Here is a 20,168-nt window from a genome sequence, read left to right on the forward strand (position 1 = left end):
CCAGTAGAAATCTTATCTACGGAAAGTTGCTAACTTCTTGTTTATACTCAAGGGGCCGTTGTCGTTAATTACACAGGAGTTTTAAATGCTTAGCCAGACTATGCGCAGCATGTGTGGGTGTTTTTTAGTACTCTGTGGTTTGTCACTGCATCTTAACGCGGCTACGGTCACTTATGATTTTAGTTCTGGTAATCACACCTCCTTACGAGGTAGCAATACAACGTTAACTGCGACTAGTGATCTAAGCAGCTTCACTGACTCCAATATAAATACTCAGAACGGTTCAAGTGCCAGTTATAGCGCCTCTACTCGCCGTCATTATCCCAAAATGTTGTATCGGTTTTCGATTAATGAAGATGCTGCCGATATAAATTCTATTACCGCCACTTGGGTTGGGTTTGGGGATCATTCAAGTAATGGTCAGCGAGGTGCGGTTCTTTATATACGTAACTTTAATGGTAGTTTCGAGCAGCTTGATAGTAGCAGCAGCTCAAGTCTTGATACGTTGACTGGATCGGTCTCTTCTAATATTTCTAATTATATTGATGATGGGGAGATCGAAATATTATCGGTTAACAGTGGGCGGAAACAGAATAATAATCAAAGCGCTACACACTATACTGATTATGTGAAAATTGAGTTAGAAACCACGTCAATAGCTCTGCCTAGCCCGCGTTTAGAGTATCGGTTTGATGAATGTTCACTGGCAACGGGTGTAACCGATAGCGCGAGTTTTTATGATGGTACGGCAAATAGTGCCGATAGCACGGATAGTGTGGCGCAGATTAATCGAAGTTTAGACCTGAGCGCAACGGGCACGCTAGACTGGATTACCGTACCTCAAAGTGCGGTGAACTCTTTAAATGATTTTAGTGTCTCGGTTTGGATTAAAACAGCCGTTTCTAAATCCCAGCAAGAGATCTTCCATGCCTTAGGTAGCTCTACTGGGGATGAGGAGATTGAGATCTACCTCGTCAACAGTACTCAAGTGAGACTTAATGTCGGAGATAGCGGTGCGACGATAAGTGCTGGCACTACACTGACCGATGACAGTTGGCATCACTTGTTAGTAACCCGTAGCGGGAACGGGATGTGTCTTTATGTGGATGGTGGGTTAGCCGGCTGTCATACCTCTGGTAGTTCTGGGCAAATTTCAATTAATGATGCATCGGCTGTTGTTATCGGGCAGGAGCAAGACGCCTTTGGCGGGAGTTTCAGTAGTAGCCAAGCTTTTGATGGCTATATGGATGAATTTAAAATTTATGCTGCAGAGTTAGATGCCTCCCATGCCAGCCAGATCTATACAAATGAAGGTAATGGTTTAAACGCTGATGGAAGTACGCGGGCGTCGGTGACCTGTACCAGTGTACTACCAACCCCCCTTGCCGAATACCGTTTGGATGAGGGTAGTTGGAGTGGCGTTAGTGGTGAAATAGTTGACAGTATTGGGAGCAATAACGGCTCTATTGTTGATACAGGCAGCGGAAATGTAACTAGTATTGTTGACGGTAAAGTTTGCCGTGCAGGGAATATAGGCCAAAATACAACAGCTGCTGAACAGTATGCGATTGATACTACGATCGACATTGATGACCAAGTGGGTAATACCGGCACGATAAGCTTTTGGTACCGATCCTCCACTACATGGGGAACAGATGGCCGTAAAGTCTTGCTCAGTGCCTCAACACCTGATCCAAATAATAAGTATTTTTTCTTAACCGAAGAAACCGATAGTCGTCTCCGGTTTGGTTTGGAAAATACCTCTGATGCAGATTATCGTTACTCCTCTTCAAGCACATTTAGCTATGGTTCATCTGATTGGGTACACCTCGTTGTAACATGGGATATGACGGGCCAGCAGATGCAGCTATTTGTAAATGGAGAGGAGGAGATAAATAGCAGTATCCCTTCAAGTCTGGGTATTGGTGAACTGCTATCGCTTTATGTGGGTGATAATCGTGGTAGTTATATTGCCGGTGAGGGTGCTAACTCTGCGAATGGTGATGTGGATGAAATACTTATTTTTAATTCCGTGTTAAGTAACGCGGATATATCTAGCATCTACACTAACCAAAATGCAGGCAAAAACTATGATGGTTCTTTGCGTCCCGGTTGTTCCGCGTTGGCCGATTGGCATTTTGATGAAAGTGGCTGGAATGGAACTGCTGACGAAGTTGAAGATAGCAGTGGTAATGATAATCACGGCGTGGCTCAAAATGCAGATACAATTTCCTCTGGAGCTATTTGTCGGGCGGGTGATTTTGATGGTGTTACTGATTATGTAACGGCTACCGACTTGTCGCAGTTACAGACAACTGCGAGTCTGATTTTTTGGATTAAAACTACTCAATCAGGGAATGATGTGGCATGGCAAGCGCCCGGTGTGGCGGGTATAGAGGAGAATGGCGGTGCTGATGATATCTTTTGGGGATGGATTGATGCGTCAGGACATATAGGGCTAACCGTCGGCGATGATTACGCAGCGACCAAGTCCAATACAGTGATAAATGATGGGAGTTGGCACCATGTAGTGTTAACACGAGAGGTGGTGTCGGGTGAATATAAAATTTACATCGACGGGGCGTTGGATAAAAGCGGAACAAGCTCTACGGGTGATATTGGTAATGGCTTTTCATCCATCGGACGTATGGAGAACACCCAAGGGACGCCCGTTTACTTCGACGGTCAGTTGGATGAAGTTATTATTTTTGAAGATGTTTTAGCCGATAGTGATGTCAGCGATATTTATGCTAATCAAGTTGCGGGTAAAAACTGGAATGGTACGGTTCGAGAGGAGTGTGCTTCTGCCGTCTCTTACTATGAGATAAGCCATAGCTCTCCTGCGCTCACTTGTGAAGCGGCCAATATAACGATTACGGCTAAAGATGAGAGTGGGCAAAGTATTGCTCCTGAGAGTGGAACCACGATTAGCTTATCGAGTGAATTAGTCGCTGGTGCTAATGTAGCCAATACCTTTAGCCCAGCAACCTACACCTTTGATGGCACATCCATGGCTACCACGGTTCAGTTGATACGTACCTCCGTTGGAGTGCTTGATATCGATGTGGATGATGGCTCTGCAACGGATCGTGACGGAGATATTACTGATCCCGATATTGAGTATGCTGACGCCGCATTTAAGTTTTATGCCGATGGAGTGTTGGATGGGATCGATATTCAGATTGCCGGTAAGCTGAATAATATCGCGCCGAACGCGCAGGTTGTAACAATTAAAGCGATCCAAACTGACCCTGACACGGGCAGATGCACGGCGTTGAAGCCCGGATCGGGCATTAATGTTGGGTTTGGTTACCAATGCATATCGCCCAATACGTGCGCTGCTGATGATGCCTTGTTTGTGAACGGTAATGGGACCCCTGCGCCTGGTGTTGATCTGGCCGGAACTCCAACTTATGTTACTTCTGCTGTCGATTTCAATGCTGCCGGTGAGGGTGAAATCGTTTTTGATTATAGAGATGCCGGGCAAATTCAGCTGTTTGTGCAAGCCGAGGTAGAGGTGACCGGAGGGAGCGGTACAGCGACAATTGAGGGCAGTAGTAACTCGTTTATCGTTAGACCTTTTGCCTTTGGATTTTCTTCTATTCAGGCCGGTTCAGTAGATAATCCACAAGGTGATGAGACTTCAGGTTCTGGCTTTACCTCTGCTGGAAGCGATTTCGATGTCACTGTTAATGCCTATCTTTACCAAACGGCTTACGACACAGATCAAAATGGTGTGCCTGATGCGGGTGTGGATGTCACTGTAGGTAATGACGTGACGCCTAATTTCGCTGGCGATGTTGAGTTAAGTGTTGATTCTTTTACACCGGCGAGTGGTATAGAAGGTAATTTAACAGGAGAGACTCCTCTAACGTTTGAGTCATATTTAACCCGAGGTGGCACGGCAGTCACCGGAACTCTTCAATATGATGAAGTGGGTAGTATCAATATAAAAGCATCCCTTGCTAATTATCTGGGTAGTATCGCCGGGGATGTTACCAGTGTTCCAGTCAAGGTTGGACGCTTCTACCCCGACCACTTTGCGATCGTTAGTGATAGCATTGTGGCAAGTTGCTCATCTTCATTTACTTATATGCAGCAACCTTTCGCTGAGTTTAAGTACACTATAGAGGCTCGGCCAGCAGGGGTGACTGATAGTACGGCGAGTGACGCGCAACGGATTACTCAGAATTATGATTATAACGAATACAGCGGGACTGCAACTATTCAAGCAGAAGCTGAAAATGATAATTTAGGTATAGATTTAGGCACGAGACTGGGTGGCTATTCTAATAGTGATAATTGGCAATTGGGTGAATATGCCTTTGATAGCACGAGCACTTTCTTTAGCCGAAATCCAGATGCGGCGGGGCTAGAAGATGGTCCGTTTAATAAACTGCAACTAGGCCTAAGTATTTCAAGTGAGCGAGATGCTAGAGGGTTCTCTACGAGCGAACTTACAATGAATGCTGCAGATAATAACGATTGTGTTGTCGATGGTAACTGTTCAGCGGCCGCTATAGGTGGAGAGCAAATTCTGCGTTATGGCCGCCTGCAAATTCAATCAGTTCATGGGCCCGAAAGTGAAGACCTTGAGGTGCCTTTCTCTGTGCAATATTGGGATGGTAGCGCTTTTGTAACTAGCCTTGACGACAGTTGTACGGTAATACCGTTAAGCTCAATTGCTTTCGATAGTACTCTAAGTGGAGTGACTGATGCCGAGCGAACAGTGTCTGTTGGCGATGGTAGTACGCTAGGCTCGTTAAATATTACAGGTGCTAATGCTGCGGCAACCGCTGGTGAATTTAATTTAGGCTTTAGTGCGCCGGGCGTTGGAACTGGCGGCGATGATAATACAGGATCTTTCCCTGTCGAAGTGGTCAATCTTGATGCTTGGTTACGCTATGATTGGAATCAAGATGGTAGTGGCGATGATGCTAATCTTCCGGATGCGATAGTGACGTTTGGACGTGCGCGAGGGAGTGATCGTATGATCTTCTGGCAGGAACGTTATCAATAAGCTTGGATAATATTTAGACAATAAAAAAGCAGGCTAAGCCTGCTTTTTTATTGTGCTAAGGGAAATACAATTAGCCGGTAAGCTTAGTGTATTTTTCCATTAGCTGTGCTTCAGTTTCAACATGATCCGGATCTTTAGGGATACAGTCAACTGGGCAAACTTCAACACACTGTGGTGTGTCGTAATGACCTACACACTCAGTACATTTTGAAGGCTCAATCTCATAAATTTCATCACCTGGAGAGATTGCCTCGTTAGGGCATTCCGGCTCACATACATCACAGTTGATGCATTCGTCAGTAATGATCAATGCCATGGTGGCTACCTCACTATCACTCTATAAATTAATGGTCCAGGTGCTCACTCAGGACCTTTGCCACCGAAGGGTGTACAAACTTACTTACATCTCCACCCAAGCTTGAGATCTCACGGATCAGCGTGGAGGAAACAAAAGATAAGTGTTCCGCCGGTGTTAAAAAAATACTTTCTACATCGGGTGTCAAATGTCGGTTCATCGCAGCAAGTTGAAACTCGTACTCAAAATCCGATACTGCACGTAACCCACGCAAAATAATATTAGCGTTCTGTTGCTCAAGTAGTTCTGCTAATAGACAATCAAAACCTACAATGACGATGTTATCAAGGTGTTCAGTTACTTCACGAACCAATGCTACACGAGTTTCTAAGGATAGCATGGGTTGTTTTTTGGGACTTTCAGCAACTGAGACAACGACTTTATCGAAAAGTTTGGCTGCACGTTGAATAAGATCAGCATGGCCATTCGTTATTGGGTCAAAAGTTCCTGGATAAACAGCAATATTCATATATGGTTCACAGGAGTTATTGTCTACTTAAAACTCGCTTAATCAAGTTCTAGTGACATAGCAAGTTTGCAATTGCGGCATATTATCCGAATTGTTCGGGCTGTACAAATACTATAATGGAATGTGTTGATCTCTATCGGTTATAAAAAAACAATTCGTTATTACAAATAACTATAAGGATTTTAGGGGTATTAGTGTGACTCGGTCATGGCGAATAGGTTTTGTTGCTCTGATACTGGTAGCTTTATCAGGGTGCCAAGCGCTACAAAAAGTTGATCAAGGTTTATATCAAGTGGCGGAGTCTGTTAGTGAGCGTGACCGCGTTACTGGGCAGCGAAGTTTGAGTATGGCTAATCGTAGTGCGCAGATAGAGCAGGGAAATGCCTATGTTGAAAAGATCATTGCACAGGAACAAAAAAATAAGCGCCCGATTAATGCGGCAATTAGCCGGACGCAATATCAGCGCCTTGTTCGTATCTTTGACCGTATTCACAAAGTTTCTCATCTGAAGCAGGAGCGTTGGCAGCCGCTGTTGATTAAGCGTAATTCATTTAACGCATTTACTACGGGGGGCACTTATATTGTTGTTCATTCGCAGTTGATGACCGATTTGAAAGATGATGCCGAACTTGCCGCTGTATTGGGGCATGAGATAGCACATACTGTGGCTAACCATGTTTATGAGCGTCAAACACATGCGCAGGTTAGTGCCTTGGTTGGTTCTAATTCTGCGGGACGTAGTGGCTATCAAGCTGCATTTACCCATGAGAGTGAGCGAGAGGCGGATCGCATTGGTATTTTGTATACAGCGCTGGCGGGCTATGACCCTCTCGCTGCAAGCCGTATTTGGCAGCGTAAATATACGCAGGAGGGGAATGCTCGTGCGCTGTTTCACCATGATCACCCAGTGAATGCCGAACGTTATCAAGAAGCAAAAACTGTAGGGACGAAGGTACTGCCCTATTACAAAAAGAATCAAATTAATCCACGCGCTGCTGCCCTGCTAGATAATAACGTGCTGTGGCAAAAAAATAGTAATGAGGTTGCTGCTGGTGAAGGGGGTGGAGTTACAGCGTTGTTATCGACTGCTCTAGGCGCATATGTCCAGCATCAGCAAGCTAAAGGTGAAGAGCTACGTCAGCTTCAGCAAGCGAATTTTGTTAAGTCGGTGGAGTCTGTTCTCAAGGTTGAGTCAACGCGCAAGGCGGGGTCTCATCTTTTAGATACCCGTTGGCGCTATGCTGCTAATGGACCTACCTTAACTAATGTTGTGATGGGGTTATATCTAAAACGTAATGGGAAAATAGAGCGTTATGTTTCCCATGTGGACGGATATATCAAACCAGGACAAGTTTTTACAGCGAGATTTTCACTGCCAAACTCGCTTAATGTTGATGACCTTAAAAAATACAGCGCCAAATTATATTTGGATGATGTGCAAGCCGCGCGCTAATTTTACTTTTATAGGTGTTTTCATAAGAGACTTAATCTTTCTGTAACTTATCGAGTGTAGTGACTACTATATAATGCGTATCCGATTTAATGGACGGTTGTTAAAGGTATATGTCACGAAGGACCAAAGAAGAAGCAGAACAAACACGCCAGTTGCTTTTGGATACAGCATTAACTTTATTTGCTGAGAGAGGTATCTCTAATACTAGCTTGAAAGATGTTGCGTCAGCGGCGGGGCTGACTCACGGTGCGCTTTATTGGCATTTTAAAAACCGTACAAACCTTGTTGAGGCGCTGTATGATGAATGTCGTTTTCCTATAGACGATATCTTTATCGATCAGCTGCAATCGGCACGACAAGATGCGTTAGAGTCATTGGGTGAATTTATTACGCAGTGGAGCGCGCTCATATTAGCCGAAGGGCGCCCTGCACGTATCTGGCAGGTTTTCCATCAAGGTGTTGCTCACACAGTTGAGCTACAAGCAATCTCGGATAAGATTCGGGATGAACACCGAGAGTGGTTACACCTATTAGCAAAAATTGTTAAAAAAGCACGTAAGCAGAAGCAGATTGCTCAGAAGCCTTCACGGGGAGGCGATCCTATACCGGCCGCAGCTTTAGGTTTGATCATGGGTATTACAACAAGTATTCGTAATACGGGATCTGGGTTGGTCGATAGCAAGCAGCAAATTAAATGTCTTACTCAACATTTTTTATATGGCTTGGAGATATAAGCATAATAAATGCTTATATCTCAGAATCTGAGATTCGTTGATATAGGCGGTAAGTAACCTGCCCCGCCGTTTTTTTACGATGCTCATGCCAATGGGCTGGAACGTTGGGGTCTATAAGTTCTGCTTCAGTTTCAATGTAGATATAAGCGTTGTCGCGGAGCAAATTTCTCTTTTCCAGTAGTTCACAGCAGGGAGCTATTAGGTTTTTCCTAAAGGGGGGGTCCATAAAGATTAGGTCATACTTACTTTCCTGATCTTGTTGTCGAGACTCCAGCCATTCTAGTACATCAGCTTGAATAACCTCTCCATTTTGAGCTTTTAAACGCTGTAGATTGTTATTTAATTGACGAGCAGCTGCCGTATCTTTCTCTATGAAGGTGGTACGTTCTGCACCTCGAGAGAGAGCCTCCAAGCCCAGAGCACCACTACCACTAAACAGATCTAAAGATTGAGCGCCGGGTACGATCGTTTGTATCCAATTAAATAGCGTTTCTCTGACACGATCAGGTGTAGGGCGTAAGCCTTCTGTGGCTAAAAACTCAAGTTTACGCCCTCTCCATTCACCACCAATAATGCGTAGCTGAGAGCTTGGTGTAGATGGTTTGCCTTGTTTGCGACGAGGTGGGTTTTTATGGCTCATTTATGGTCCTTAAAGCACTGGAGATTGGAAAAGGCTAATAGGTTGCGATCTATCCAGTGCTTGCTGTGTCTGCTTAATAATATCATCCGCGTCTTGATCTAGAATCTGATCAATATAGATTTCCATTGTATCAGTTGGCAGCTGATAAAAAGCGATTAAGCTCAAAGCGGTGACTTGGTTCATATTGTCACGCATACGTTCTTGCCAGTTTGCTGCGAGTCGGTTTTTACTCTGCTCAACTAAATCCTCATTAATCTGTTGCTGTAGTTGAGGCAGAATAGGCTCGGGGTTCTGATCGCCTTCAAAAATAAGCGCCTGAAAACCTATATCCTTGAGGGAAGCCCAGAGAATGCGGAAGTTTAGTTTGTGTTGTTCTTTGTATTCGGTCAGTAGATCTTGCACGACTTGAGCGGTAATGCGGTGTGTAACAAAGTCCTGTGATGCTCGCGGAGGAAGAGATTGCCCAAGCAGTAAACGGAATCTATCTCCTAGGCTTTGTTCGCGAACCAGCGCGGCGCTATTAATTTGAGCTTTTTGGGTTTGGTGTGATTGTAGCGAGTGTGGCAGTTGCTCCTCAATAACCTCAACATAATCCTCCGCATCCTCTCCACTGATAGCAAATATAGGTGCGTCAAATAACCCAAGATAGGAGTCGTTAAGCAGACTGAGTACGGCAGTATTATTGCTGGGTTGGAGCTGTTGATAGAAATAGTTAATCAATTTTTGTTCTTCTGATTGATCAGCTAAATAGTAACGTGCCTGAATTTTTGTAAACGGCTCCTTCCAGCGAACACTATCAACCGGCTTATTTAGGGTTTTCCATATAGTGTTGAGCTCTGGTAATGGTTGGCCGCTAGCCCAAGATAAAGTGATTTCGATACGGTCTTGCTTAGGATTGACGTTATAACTATAGGTGGGGCTGGCTAATGACCGTAAACGTTGCTGTAAAATTAAGCTTTTTAATTGCTGAAGTTGTTGTTGAGTATTATTGAGCGCTGGCTGAGTAGCTAAAAGAAAAACCAGCTGCATCGGTTGGTCGTCCAGTTCCATCCAATAGATGGTTTTACTGTCGTTGTTTTCGATGCTGTGATACTTAACCGCACCGGGTCCCATAGATGAAAGAATAAGAATGGCGATGAGGCTGAACCATACTAAGCCTACAAGATATTTGCGATTGAAAATGGGGCGGTACTCGTTTGTCATCTTGAAGATTCTCAGGCACTAAATGTTCATATAACGGCGCTTTGGCTTAAACCAATTTGGCCTAAGCATAAAGATAGAACCGCTTGGGTCTCTGATCTGGGTTATGCTGCCGATTTACTGTGATAAGATACCAGACTTTGTCGATGAACTGCTGATTTTTCAGTTGTTATAAGGTAATTGAGAGTGGATAGCGGATGTTAAGTTTACAAGAGATGTTTGTTGATAAAGGTTGGGATACCAGTTACATCGCTTATGCCGGTGCCTTTATTACAGTTGTCGTGTTGGCGGGTATCTATCGTTATCTTCGTGATGACAATTCATCCGATTGATTTGCTATTGGCAATAATCGAATTTTTTTAAGCTGAGGTTGGGGTTGTCTAACGCCTTAGCATGAGGACGTTAAATGTTTAAAAAACTGAAATCCATGTTCGGAGGCTCTTCAGCTGAAGAAACCGTTGAGCATAGTGAAGTAGAAAATAACTCAGTTGAGAAAGTTGAAGAGAGCCAGCAGCCGATCGCTGAGCTAAAAGAGAATCAAGCAGAGCAGCCAGCGGTTGCAAAAACTATAGATGAGCAAGATTCTGTTGCTACGGAAAATGTTGAACCAGAAATAGAAACAGTTGAGCCGGAAACCGTTCCTGAAACTATTGCCGCTGAGGTTTTTGAAGAGACGCCTACGCTCTCTAAGGAGCCGGCTGAAAAAGAAGAGATAGTTGATGCGATCATAGATGAAATACCTGAACCTGAAGAAGCAGAGGTCGACCTGAAAAGCGAAGATCAGGTGGAGGAGAAAAAAGGCTTCTTTGCGCGAATCAAAAAGGGTTTAAGTAAAACTAAAGCAAGCTTAACTGAGCAGCTAGGTAACATCTTTTTAGGCGCTAAGGAGATCGATGATGATCTACTTGAAGAGATTGAAACCCTACTGTTAATGGCTGATGTTGGGGTTGAAGCAACCTCCGATATTATTGGTCGTTTGACAGAAAAGGTTGCCCGTAAGCAGTTGGGCGATCCGCAGGCATTGCAGGCGGCTTTAAAAGAGGAGTTATCAACTCTTTTACATCAATCAGAACAGCCATTGCAGATTGATTGCAGTCAAAAGCCTTATGTTATTTTGATGGTAGGTGTTAATGGTGTAGGCAAAACGACGACCATCGGTAAGTTGGCTAAGAAGTTCCAAAGTGAAGGTAAGTCTGTCATGTTGGCTGCGGGTGATACCTTCCGTGCGGCCGCTGTTGAGCAGTTACAAGTTTGGGGGGAGCGTAATAAAGTTCCCGTCGTAGCTCAACATACAGGAGCCGATTCTGCCTCGGTTATCTATGACGCTGTACAATCGGCACAAGCGAAGAATATTGATATTTTGATCGCTGATACGGCAGGTCGTCTACAGAACAAAGATAACCTGATGCAAGAGCTTGAGAAAGTTGTGCGTGTAACGCAAAAGCTATCGCCTGAAGCGCCCCATGAAGTTATGTTAGTACTTGATGCCGGTACAGGCCAAAACGCACTGAGCCAAGCTAAGATTTTTAAAGAGAGCGTTGGCGTCACAGGTATCTCACTGACCAAGCTAGATGGTACAGCTAAAGGTGGGGTAATCTTTGCTATAGCTAAGCAGATGGATCTGCCGATTCGCTTTATCGGTGTTGGTGAGCAGATTGATGATTTGCGCCCTTTTAACTCACAAGAGTTTGTAGACGCCCTGTTTGATTAGCGGCATCTAGCCTAACTTTTGTATACGTGTTTGGATATGACCGTCAGCGATGATTAAGTTTGAGAACGTCAGTAAACGCTACCCAGAAGGGCATGACGCCCTGCGTGATGTCAGTTTTAGACTAAACCGCGGGGAGATGGCCTTTCTTACAGGACACTCTGGCGCAGGTAAAAGTACCCTTCTCAAATTAATTATGTTGATGGAAAGGGCAAGTCGTGGACAGGTGTCTATCGCAGGTCAAGATCTTGCTCAGTTTAGTCGTGACGATATCCCCTATCATCGACGTCGTATAGGTGTGGTTTTCCAGAATCACCAGCTGCTATTTGATCGCAGCGTATTTGAAAACGTCGCTTTGCCTCTACATATCTCCGGCTACGATGAGGAAGATATAGGTAAGCGGGTACGTGCAGCGTTAGACAAAGTTGGTTTGTTACATAAAGAAAAACTCAACCCTATTACTTTATCCACAGGTGAACAGCAGCGTATAGGTATTGCCCGTGCGATTGTGCATAAACCTCAAGTTCTATTAGCGGATGAGCCGACAGGTAACTTAGACCCTGCGTTGTCTGAAGAGATTATGCGTCTGTTTATGGAATTTAATCTCCACGGTACTACGGTTTTAATCGCAACCCATGATTTGGCTCTAGTATCACGTATGCCCTATCGGACATTGACCCTTGATCAAGGGAGACTGATTAATGTCTAACCGTGAACCGATCAAAAGAGGGGCGGAGCGTCAAAGGTCCGTAGAAAAGCCCGCAGTCGATGGAGCAGCTGCTTCTGCACATAAAGGGGCGGCAAAGCATAAGGTTGATTTTGTCGCAGAGTTTAAAAGCTGGGTTCGCCATAACAAAAGTACGGCAAAACAATCATTGCAGCGTTTGTGGTTAACTCCTCTGCCTAGTTTTATGACATTGGCGGTGCTTGCGATCGCTTTAGCGCTTCCCGGCTTAATGTTTGTTGGTCTAAAAAATATAAATCAGCTAAGTGGTGAATGGAAAGGTGATCCGCGTATATCTCTCTATTTACAAAAGACTCTGCCTGTAGAAGAAGCGGAACGCTTTAGTCAGAAAATGTTACTGCGAACGGATTTAGCTGCGGTTGAATTAGTGACTAAAGAGCAAGGTTTACATGAATTTCAGCGCATATCAGGCTTTTCGGACGTGCTGGAGTTTCTCGATAAAAACCCGTTGCCAGCGGTTGTTGTTGTACAGCCATTGGATAACAAAAAGTCTGTTCTAACCGCGCTTCAACAAGAGCTTATCGCACTCCCAGAGGTGGAGGATGCAGTACTTGATATGGTGTGGGTTGAACGTTTAGCGTCCTTTGTTCGATTAGCAAATCGTTTAGTATTGGTCTTAGGCGCCTTATTAGCACTCTCCGTTTTGCTGGTGGTGGGTAATACAATTCGGTTGTCTATAGAAAGTCGTAAAGATGAAATTCAAGTGGCTAAATTAGTAGGCGCAACGGATGCTTGGGTTAAGCGGCCATTTATCTATACAGGTTTTTGGTTTGGGCTGATCGGCTCATTTATCGCTTGGATATTTGTGGAAATTAGCTTTCTTTTGATTAGTGCCCCAGTAGGACAACTTATTGAGCTATATCAAACAGACTTTGAATTACAACGCTTAGGCTTTATGGATAGTCTATCCTTGATTGGTGTTGGAGTACTGCTGGGTTTGTTTGGGGCGAGATTAGCGGTTGGCCGTCATTTGAGAGAGATAGAACCTCAGTAAATCGATTTCATCGAGCAGTAACATTTGCGTTTTATTGTTATCCTGCTATATTTTTCGGTCCGTTATGCCAAGTAACGGAAATTAGATTGAACTTTTGTACTATAAATTGAGTCATATTTGCGAACTTTAGAAGATGCAAAAATGATGCGAGGTCATTAATGAGCACTAGCTTACAAGTTATTGATACACTTTCTCCGGGACGTAATCTGGATGCATATATGCAGTCTGTTACTGCTATACCAGTATTAAGTGCCGAAGAGGAGCGTTCTTTGGGTGAGCGTTTGCATTTTGATGGTGATGTAGAAGCGGCTCGCCGCTTGGTTATGTCTCACCTACGCTTTGTTGTTCACGTTGCTAAAACCTATTCTGGTTACGGTTTACCTTTAGGGGATCTAATTCAGGAAGGTAATGTCGGATTGATGAAAGCCGTTAAACGCTTTGATCCTACTATGGGCGTGCGTCTGGTCTCTTTTGCTGTGCATTGGGTGAAAGCCGAAATGCATGAGTTTATTCTGCGTAACTGGCGCATTGTTAAAGTAGCGACTACTAAAGCTCAGCGTAAGTTGTTTTTTAATCTTCGTTCGAAGAAAAAAGGCTTAGGCTGGATGACAACGGATGAAGTTAATTCTATCGCAGAAGATTTAGGTGTAGATGCTAAGGTTGTACGTCAAATGGAAGGCCGTATGGCATCCGTTGATACTGCATTTGATGCGCCTGAAGGTGCTGACGATGAACAGGCTGCTTGGGCGCCTGCGCACTTCCTTGAAGATAAAAGTGCAGATCCGTCGCAGCAAGTAGAAGATAGCAACTGGGAGCAAGACTCTCAGCGACGTTTGATGAGCGCTATGTCCGATTTAGATGAGCGCAGTAAAGATATTCTAGCGCGTCGTTGGTTGTCTGATGATAAAGCAACTCTGCATGAGTTAGCTGCGGAATATGAGGTTTCAGCCGAACGTATCCGCCAGTTAGAAAAGAATGCGATGAAGAAGATCCGCATCTCTATGGAAGCCTAGTCAGTACTATTTTAGAAAAAGCCGCGCAAAGCGGCTTTTTTGTGCCTGCAATCTAAGCGTTTGGTACAGATCTCTAGCTACATGGATGAACTATTTCGGTATAATCTTTAATATATCTGGGTTCCTAATGTCGAAAAAACTTATATTAATGATCTCGGCAATGAGCGGTTTCTTTGCCGTTGCCTGCGGAGCGTTCGGTGCGCATGGCTTAAAAGATCTGCTTGAGCCAAACTTGTACGCAGTCTATCAAACCGGTGTGGAATATCAGTTTTATCACACTTTTGCACTGCTATTTATTGCGGTAGCTCCGGCGAATTTATCCAGTAAACACTTAGGATGGGCGGGTATCGCATTTACATTAGGGATCCTACTTTTTTCCGGCAGTCTTTATCTGTTAGCGTTGACGGGCATTAAGGTGCTTGGGGCGATAACCCCATTAGGTGGCGTGGCTTTCTTATGTGGGTGGGCACTCGTCGGCTATACAGCAATTATTTCGAACAGGAGATAAATCAATGCAGATTCAGGTAAATGGTGAGATGCTGCAAGTGCAGGATGAGATCACCCTTACTGGCCTGATTTCACAGCTTGAGCTTGGTGATAAACGCATTGCTATTGAGCTTAATTTAGAAATCATTCCCCGTAGTGAACATGCAGAAACAGTATTGAAAGAAGCGGATCGCGTTGAAATTGTCCATGCGATTGGTGGAGGTTGAGGTCGATAGTTTTAAGCCTAAAATCGACTCATAATTACTACAACTTTTTTGGATATAGATCATGTCTCATCAGAATGACCCATTGATTATCGCAGGGCAGAGTTATAACTCACGTTTGTTAATTGGTACTGGTAAATACAAAGATTTAGAAGAAACCCGTATCGCTATTGAGGCAAGTGGTGCCGAGATTGTGACGGTTGCCGTTAGACGTACCAATATAGGGCAAAACCCAGATGAACCTAATTTATTGGATATCATCACACCCGATAAATACACAATTTTGCCTAACACAGCAGGCTGCTTTAACGCAGAAGACGCAGTGCGTACCTGTAAATTAGCGCGTGAGTTAATGAATGGCCACGACCTAGTAAAACTTGAAGTTTTAGGTGATCAGAAAACGCTTTACCCAAATGTGGTTGATACCATTAAAGCAGCGGATAAACTGGTCCAAGACGGTTTTAAAGTCATGGTTTATACCAGTGATGATCCCATCGTGGCGCAAGAGCTAGAGAGCCTTGGCTGTGTAGCTATCATGCCATTGGGTTCTATGATTGGTTCTGGTTTAGGTATTTTGAATCCGCACAACATCAACGTCATTATGGAAGACGCGAAAGTGCCTGTATTAGTGGATGCTGGTGTAGGTACGGCGTCTGAAGCGGCTGTTGCCATGGAAATGGGCTGTGATGCGGTGCTGATGAACTCAGCTATTGCCGGTGCCCGTAACCCTGTTTTAATGGCGTCAGCTATGCGCAAAGCCATTGAAGCGGGTCGTGAAGCGTTTCTTGCGGGTCGTATGCCGCGTAAACGATATGCCAGTGCATCCTCACCAATGGATGGCACTATTATTGGCTAGGCTGCTGTTTCTACAGTAGTTACGCTAAGTTCGAAGCTATGGAATATTTTTTTAGCCTGATCGAAAGATCAGGCTTTGCTTTTTAGGTCAGGTTGATGTCAGAAGAGAATAAGGTCGAACAACAGCAGGATGGAAATCCCGCTGAAGAAAAGCACATGCGTACGGTTAAAAGCTTTGTACTACGCGCGGGTCGGATGACCGAAGGGCAACAGAAGGCGATGGATGATGTCTGGCCAATCATGGGGCTAGAGCTGAAAAATGGCCTACTGGACTTTAACCAAGTGTTTGGTCGCGAAGCGCCTGTAGTTCTTGAGATCGGTTTTGGTATGGGCGATTCACTGGTTGAGATGGCGAAAGATCAGCCAGAAAAAAACTACATCGGCGTTGAAGTTCACCGTCCGGGTGTTGGCCGCTTACTCAGCAATGCAGAAAAGGAAGGCCTAACCAATATCCGTGTTTTCTGTGAGGATGCTATTGAAGTCTTAGCCCAATGTATTCCAAATAATAGCTTAGATTGCATACAGCTCTTTTTTGCTGACCCCTGGCATAAAAAACGTCACCATAAGCGCCGTATCGTACAACCTGAATTTGCACAAACCCTACGCCAGAAGCTAAAAGTAGGCGGAGTCTTCCATATGGCAACCGACTGGGAAAACTATGCGGAACATATGATGGACGTGATGAGCGCCGCTGAAGGCTATGTTAATTTCGCCGGTGAGGAGCAGTATTCTCCCCAACCTGAATGGCGTCCGGTGACCAAATTCCAGAAGCGCGGAGAGCGTTTAGGTCACGGGGTTTGGGATTTGATGTTTGAGAAAACCAGCTAAATTATTCTTGCTTTATGACAGATCAAAATAAAAAGGCTGATGCAATGCATCAGCCTTTTTTTTAGTGCCGAATAGGTATGAGCTGTCTCTTTGTGTTGTCTTTAACGCCCTAGGCCGTGTACTTGTTTTGCGATCCCGACTAGGTTACAACGATAAGTAGATCAGACAGGTGGATGTCTGGCATGGGGAGGTATATGGAGCCTGTATTAGTGGGGTTCTAATACCTATGCTTGTTTTGTCACGGAAGATAGGGATTCAACTCTTTAGTTTTTCCTTCCTTTTCAAATCACACTATCTGTTTTTATTTACTTGCGGTAAGGGTAGATATACTGGGTCCGTGTATATAAATGTTAGGTGCAAAGGAGTGTGCGTGAGTCTCTTAAGTTTTCTATTTAAGAAAAAGAAACCATCTTTGCAAAAAGAGGATGGGTTACTAAAAACCAGTGGTGAATTGATCTCTGAAGTAACGGATGGTACCAACTTGGTTGATGGCAAACAAACTTGGGAGCTAGCAAGTGAAAAAAAGGATGATCTAGAGGCCATGAAATATTGCTGTGATACGGAGTTAAAAAAAATGGGAAAAGCAGATTTAGTTTCTGCTCCGTATTACTTTGAGCGTGTTGCAATTCTTTCTAGAAAGAACAAAGACTACCAGCAAGAAATATTCTACTGTGAGCAATACATTGAAAAGGTAGAGTCCTTCTATTTGAAAAATGGAGTTAAGGGTATAGCTGATGTTAGAAAAGGTCCAAGATTTAAAGCCATTGTAAAACGGTTACCAAAAGCGAAGGAGCTCTATGTCAAGCAAAGCACTTAACAAAGCAATGAAAAATCGCCCACAAAAAGCTGTGAGCTGGACTTGTTACACTCGTCTTTTATTATGGCGTTAGGCCTACATTAGGAACAAGGTTATGAGTAACGACTACTTCATAAAGGATGAGGAAAAGCTTTTGATAGCTATTCTCGATAAATACGTTGAAGACAATGGTGAGCAATTCGCTGCGCTTGATGCGTATCAGATTTCGTCACTTGATCCACTGTTATTCGAAAATGTCCCGAGAATAACGAAAGAAAAAGTGCACAATCGACAAAATTCAGATGGTAGATATTTTGAAAATTTAAAACTTAAAAAATTTATATCAGGCGAAGGGATCGCTAGCCCCTATCATTTTTACCTAACACCACTTGGGTTTCAGGAAGGACAAAGACTCAAGTCACCAAAGGCACATTTCTGCAAGCATTACTGGAAGTTCCTGCTTGGATCAACTTTTTCGTTCTTAGCTGCTCTGGCAGCAATCGGGAAGTACATACAATGCTAATCAAAACCAGCGGTACAGCTCAGTGGCTAAGCTCACCTTCATCACCGTTAAAATAGCCAAGGACAGGTACTCTGTAAGCGGCTTCGGCCAAAGGTTGGCCTCCTACAGGCGCTTGCTTTGAATGACAAAGTATCTGTAGGAGCTCATCCTTTATACTCGGAACGGGTGCCAGAGCGAAAGGCTGGTGGCTAAGCTCGCTTAGTCGCAAGAACATCAACGGAGTCCGCTCTTGCTTTTTCCACTCCTTTAAGAAAACATCACGCCGACAAATCGTTTACTGGGAACAGAGCTATGTCGAAAAAAGTTGTTACTTTTGAGTACGAGAAAGAAACTAAAAATAGTGTGCGTTATAAGGAAGTACCTGACGAAGGTACAGCCCCGATTGTGGGTTCTCTGTATGTTCAGAAATGGTTTGCGGGTGAGAGTAAAACCCTTGAAGTAACGATCGAGAAGAAAGACTAGAGCCCCTCAGATAAATAGCTTCCAACGTGCTAAGCATTAATCGACTTCTATTGTGATAAAGGGTGTGGTTTCTAAGTTGATAGTGTCGGGCACAAAAAAGCCCGCTTGGGGAGCGGGCAAAAGTCTGACTAGAGGAGCTTATGACAATAAGCTAGTGCTAATTCGCTTTACAGGAACATGCGATTAGCGGCATTTCTTTTCACCGTGACGATCATTTTTGTGGTGGAGACGATGTTTAGATTTTTTGTCATCCATTTCGCTTTTTAATTCGATGAACTGTTTCTCCTGTTCGGGTGTTAGGATCTCAAACAGTTTCTCTTTCTGTTCCGCTTTTTCCAAAATCATAGATTTAGTTTGATCTTGGGCTTGTAGCACTAAGCTATTCAGCTGTGTTTGGTAGTCTGCTGCGCTTGGATCAAGCTGCTGAAGCTGTTTAAACACATCTTTACGAGATGCTTGTTTATCTCCGCGCTTCTCCTGTTGGCTTAACATCTGCTCTTTTAGCTGAACCTGCTGTTCTTTTGTTAGGCTCAGGTCTTTGGTTAAGTGCTCAATACGATGTTCGATACGGTGTTCGTGACGTTTTTGCATACGATCGTCATCGTCGGCATGCGCTAATGTAAAACCAGCGCCAGATAGAGTAATGATCGCTGCTGAAAGTCCTGCAATAAGTTTGGTACGCATTTTCGTCTCTCCGGTGTTTGTCTGTTTCGATGTAGTGAAGTTTGCATGATGTCACCGCAAAGTTGGGTATAAGTGTTGTAAAGATGGGTAAATACGGAAATCTGAAAAGACTTTTTAACGCAAGAAAGCGGAGATAGGTGCTTTTTACTCAGAATGACGCCTGTAGGAACTCACCCTTTATACCCAGAGCGGGTGTCAGAGGGAAGCCCTTGAGATAATTTTTAGCTTGCTAAGGTAAGCATTGATCGATCTCTGTTGTGATCACAAGTGTGGCTTCTCAGATGATTTATGGGCAAAAAAAAGCCCGCTTGGGGGGCGGGCAAAAGTCTGACTAGAGGAGCTTATGACAATAAGTTAGTGCTAATTCGCTTTACAGGAACATGCGATTAGCGGCATTTCTTTTCACCGTGACGATCATCTTTGTGGTCGGGACGATGTTTAGATTTTTTGTCATCCATTTCGCTTTTTAATTCGATGAACTGTTTCTCCTGTTCGGGCGTTAAGATCTCAAACAGTTTCTCTTTCTGTTCCGCTTTTTCCAAAATCATAGATTTAGTCTGATCTTGGGCTTGTAGCACTAAGCTATTCAGCTGTGTTTGGTAGTCTGCTGCGCTTGGGTCAAGCTGCTGGAGCTGTTTAAACACATCTTTACGAGATGCTTGTTTGTCTCCGCGCTGCTCCTGTTGGCTTAACATCTGCTCTTTTAGCTGAACCTGCTGTTCTTCTGTTAGGCTCAATGTTTTAGTTAAATGCTCAATGCGATGTTCGATACGGTGTTCGTGACGTTTTTGCATACGATCGTCATCGTCGGCATGCGCTAATGTAAAACCAGCGCTAGATAAAGAAATAATCGCTGCTGAGATACCTACAATAAGTTGTTTACGCATTTTGTTCTCTCCGGTGTTGTCTGTTTCGATGTAGTGAAGTTTGCGTGATGTCACTGCAAAGTTGGGTATAGGAGTTGTAAAGTTTAGTAAAT

At 44.1% G+C, this 20,168-nt stretch carries 21 protein-coding genes; 15 read left to right on the forward strand and 6 right to left on the reverse strand.

The window, feature by feature from the left end:
- Positions 1-85: 85 nt before the first annotated feature.
- Positions 86-5,020, forward strand: a complete 4,935-nt coding sequence (locus tag Q4486_RS14075) for a LamG domain-containing protein (RefSeq protein WP_303519850.1) — start codon at positions 86-88, stop codon at positions 5,018-5,020.
- Between the two features lie 70 nt (positions 5,021-5,090).
- Here Q4486_RS14075 and Q4486_RS14080 read toward each other — a convergent pair whose 3' ends face one another.
- Positions 5,091-5,336: a YfhL family 4Fe-4S dicluster ferredoxin gene (locus tag Q4486_RS14080; protein ID WP_067868824.1), complete on the reverse strand. Its 246-nt coding sequence runs from the start codon at positions 5,334-5,336 to the stop codon at positions 5,091-5,093.
- Positions 5,337-5,364: 28 nt separating this feature from the next.
- Complete coding sequence (gene coaD, locus Q4486_RS14085) at positions 5,365-5,844, reverse strand: pantetheine-phosphate adenylyltransferase (RefSeq protein WP_303417790.1); 480 nt, start codon at positions 5,842-5,844, stop codon at positions 5,365-5,367.
- A gap of 196 nt (positions 5,845-6,040) precedes the next feature.
- On the opposite strand from coaD, the gene Q4486_RS14090 reads away from it, so the two are divergent.
- Positions 6,041-7,297, forward strand: coding sequence for a M48 family metallopeptidase (locus Q4486_RS14090; RefSeq protein WP_303519851.1), 1,257 nt, complete (start codon positions 6,041-6,043; stop codon positions 7,295-7,297).
- Between the two features lie 110 nt (positions 7,298-7,407).
- Entirely contained in the window at positions 7,408-8,031 is a 624-nt protein-coding gene (locus tag Q4486_RS14095) for a TetR family transcriptional regulator (RefSeq protein WP_303417786.1), read from the forward strand.
- A 13-nt stretch (positions 8,032-8,044) separates the two neighbouring features.
- Here Q4486_RS14095 and rsmD read toward each other — a convergent pair whose 3' ends face one another.
- Both rsmD and Q4486_RS14105 read right to left on the reverse strand, forming a co-directional pair.
- Positions 8,045-8,671 carry a 16S rRNA (guanine(966)-N(2))-methyltransferase RsmD gene (gene rsmD, locus Q4486_RS14100; protein WP_303519853.1) on the reverse strand — a complete coding sequence of 209 codons (627 nt, stop codon included), beginning with the start codon at positions 8,669-8,671 and terminating at the stop codon, positions 8,045-8,047.
- A 9-nt stretch (positions 8,672-8,680) separates the two neighbouring features.
- Positions 8,681-9,874: a hypothetical protein gene (locus Q4486_RS14105; RefSeq protein ID WP_303519854.1), complete on the reverse strand. Its 1,194-nt coding sequence runs from the start codon at positions 9,872-9,874 to the stop codon at positions 8,681-8,683.
- 194 nt (positions 9,875-10,068) lie between these two features.
- Here Q4486_RS14105 and Q4486_RS14110 point away from each other — a divergent pair, with 194 nt between their 5' ends.
- From Q4486_RS14110 to Q4486_RS14165, 12 genes are all read left to right on the forward strand, one after another.
- On the forward strand, positions 10,069-10,203 hold the full coding sequence (locus Q4486_RS14110; protein ID WP_269454622.1) for a hypothetical protein: 135 nt from the start codon (positions 10,069-10,071) through the stop codon (positions 10,201-10,203).
- Positions 10,204-10,277: 74 nt separating this feature from the next.
- Positions 10,278-11,582, forward strand: a complete 1,305-nt coding sequence (ftsY, locus tag Q4486_RS14115; RefSeq protein WP_303519856.1) for a signal recognition particle-docking protein FtsY — start codon at positions 10,278-10,280, stop codon at positions 11,580-11,582.
- A 49-nt stretch (positions 11,583-11,631) separates the two neighbouring features.
- The gene (gene ftsE, locus Q4486_RS14120) at positions 11,632-12,288 is read left to right on the forward strand and encodes a cell division ATP-binding protein FtsE (protein ID WP_303417779.1); all 657 of its coding nucleotides are present in this window, start codon (positions 11,632-11,634) and stop codon (positions 12,286-12,288) included.
- Positions 12,281-13,318, forward strand: a complete 1,038-nt coding sequence (ftsX, locus tag Q4486_RS14125; RefSeq protein WP_303519857.1) for a permease-like cell division protein FtsX — start codon at positions 12,281-12,283, stop codon at positions 13,316-13,318. The genes ftsE and ftsX overlap by 8 nt, the downstream gene beginning before the upstream one ends.
- Before the next feature lie 158 nt (positions 13,319-13,476).
- Entirely contained in the window at positions 13,477-14,331 is an 855-nt protein-coding gene (gene rpoH / locus Q4486_RS14130; protein ID WP_067868843.1) for an RNA polymerase sigma factor RpoH, read from the forward strand.
- 127 nt (positions 14,332-14,458) lie between these two features.
- Positions 14,459-14,839, forward strand: a complete 381-nt coding sequence (locus Q4486_RS14135; protein WP_303417774.1) for a DUF423 domain-containing protein — start codon at positions 14,459-14,461, stop codon at positions 14,837-14,839.
- A gap of 4 nt (positions 14,840-14,843) precedes the next feature.
- On the forward strand, positions 14,844-15,044 hold the full coding sequence (gene thiS, locus Q4486_RS14140) for a sulfur carrier protein ThiS (RefSeq protein ID WP_067868849.1): 201 nt from the start codon (positions 14,844-14,846) through the stop codon (positions 15,042-15,044).
- 61 nt (positions 15,045-15,105) lie between these two features.
- Positions 15,106-15,897: a thiazole synthase gene (locus tag Q4486_RS14145; RefSeq protein WP_303417771.1), complete on the forward strand. Its 792-nt coding sequence runs from the start codon at positions 15,106-15,108 to the stop codon at positions 15,895-15,897.
- 95 nt (positions 15,898-15,992) lie between these two features.
- Positions 15,993-16,724 carry a tRNA (guanosine(46)-N7)-methyltransferase TrmB gene (trmB, locus tag Q4486_RS14150; protein WP_303519858.1) on the forward strand — a complete coding sequence of 244 codons (732 nt, stop codon included), beginning with the start codon at positions 15,993-15,995 and terminating at the stop codon, positions 16,722-16,724.
- Between the two features lie 370 nt (positions 16,725-17,094).
- Positions 17,095-17,541 (forward strand): hypothetical protein, encoded by a 447-nt coding sequence (locus Q4486_RS14155; protein WP_303519860.1) that lies wholly within the window; start codon positions 17,095-17,097, stop codon positions 17,539-17,541.
- Between the two features lie 94 nt (positions 17,542-17,635).
- The gene (locus tag Q4486_RS14160) at positions 17,636-18,043 is read left to right on the forward strand and encodes a hypothetical protein (protein ID WP_303519861.1); all 408 of its coding nucleotides are present in this window, start codon (positions 17,636-17,638) and stop codon (positions 18,041-18,043) included.
- 291 nt (positions 18,044-18,334) lie between these two features.
- A complete protein-coding gene (locus Q4486_RS14165) occupies positions 18,335-18,505 on the forward strand; it encodes a hypothetical protein (RefSeq protein WP_197462746.1) in 171 nt (56 codons plus the stop codon).
- 183 nt (positions 18,506-18,688) lie between these two features.
- On the opposite strand, the gene Q4486_RS14170 is transcribed toward Q4486_RS14165, so the two are convergent.
- Together Q4486_RS14170 and Q4486_RS14175 are read right to left on the reverse strand one after the other, a co-directional pair.
- A complete protein-coding gene (locus Q4486_RS14170) occupies positions 18,689-19,189 on the reverse strand; it encodes a Spy/CpxP family protein refolding chaperone (RefSeq protein ID WP_303519863.1) in 501 nt (166 codons plus the stop codon).
- A gap of 386 nt (positions 19,190-19,575) precedes the next feature.
- Positions 19,576-20,076: a Spy/CpxP family protein refolding chaperone gene (locus Q4486_RS14175; protein ID WP_303519865.1), complete on the reverse strand. Its 501-nt coding sequence runs from the start codon at positions 20,074-20,076 to the stop codon at positions 19,576-19,578.
- Positions 20,077-20,168: the final 92 nt, after the last annotated feature.

It is taken from the genome of Neptuniibacter sp. 2_MG-2023, assembly GCF_030547495.1.
Taxonomy (GTDB): domain Bacteria; phylum Pseudomonadota; class Gammaproteobacteria; order Pseudomonadales; family Balneatricaceae; genus Neptuniibacter.

Bases quoted from the DNA above. Each gene is read 5' to 3' on its own strand.
- coaD (WP_303417790.1), bottom strand. From the start codon at position 5,844: ATGAATATTGCTGTTTATCCAGGAACTTTTGACCCAATAACGAATGGC.
- Q4486_RS14145 (WP_303417771.1), top strand. From the start codon at position 15,106: ATGTCTCATCAGAATGACCCATTGATTATCGCAGGGCAGAGTTATAAC.
- thiS (WP_067868849.1), top strand. From the start codon at position 14,844: ATGCAGATTCAGGTAAATGGTGAGATGCTGCAAGTGCAGGATGAGATC.
- Q4486_RS14165 (WP_197462746.1), top strand. From the start codon at position 18,335: ATGTCGAAAAAAGTTGTTACTTTTGAGTACGAGAAAGAAACTAAAAAT.
- Q4486_RS14110 (WP_269454622.1), top strand. From the start codon at position 10,069: ATGTTAAGTTTACAAGAGATGTTTGTTGATAAAGGTTGGGATACCAGT.
- ftsY (WP_303519856.1), top strand. From the start codon at position 10,278: ATGTTTAAAAAACTGAAATCCATGTTCGGAGGCTCTTCAGCTGAAGAA.
- ftsX (WP_303519857.1), top strand. From the start codon at position 12,281: ATGTCTAACCGTGAACCGATCAAAAGAGGGGCGGAGCGTCAAAGGTCC.
- Q4486_RS14095 (WP_303417786.1), top strand. From the start codon at position 7,408: ATGTCACGAAGGACCAAAGAAGAAGCAGAACAAACACGCCAGTTGCTT.
- Q4486_RS14080 (WP_067868824.1), bottom strand. From the start codon at position 5,336: ATGGCATTGATCATTACTGACGAATGCATCAACTGTGATGTATGTGAG.
- rpoH (WP_067868843.1), top strand. From the start codon at position 13,477: ATGAGCACTAGCTTACAAGTTATTGATACACTTTCTCCGGGACGTAAT.
- rsmD (WP_303519853.1), bottom strand. From the start codon at position 8,671: ATGAGCCATAAAAACCCACCTCGTCGCAAACAAGGCAAACCATCTACA.
- trmB (WP_303519858.1), top strand. From the start codon at position 15,993: ATGTCAGAAGAGAATAAGGTCGAACAACAGCAGGATGGAAATCCCGCT.
- Q4486_RS14135 (WP_303417774.1), top strand. From the start codon at position 14,459: ATGTCGAAAAAACTTATATTAATGATCTCGGCAATGAGCGGTTTCTTT.
- Q4486_RS14105 (WP_303519854.1), bottom strand. From the start codon at position 9,874: ATGACAAACGAGTACCGCCCCATTTTCAATCGCAAATATCTTGTAGGC.
- Q4486_RS14075 (WP_303519850.1), top strand. From the start codon at position 86: ATGCTTAGCCAGACTATGCGCAGCATGTGTGGGTGTTTTTTAGTACTC.
- Q4486_RS14170 (WP_303519863.1), bottom strand. From the start codon at position 19,189: ATGCGTACCAAACTTATTGCAGGACTTTCAGCAGCGATCATTACTCTA.
- ftsE (WP_303417779.1), top strand. From the start codon at position 11,632: ATGATTAAGTTTGAGAACGTCAGTAAACGCTACCCAGAAGGGCATGAC.
- Q4486_RS14175 (WP_303519865.1), bottom strand. From the start codon at position 20,076: ATGCGTAAACAACTTATTGTAGGTATCTCAGCAGCGATTATTTCTTTA.
- Q4486_RS14160 (WP_303519861.1), top strand. From the start codon at position 17,636: ATGAGTAACGACTACTTCATAAAGGATGAGGAAAAGCTTTTGATAGCT.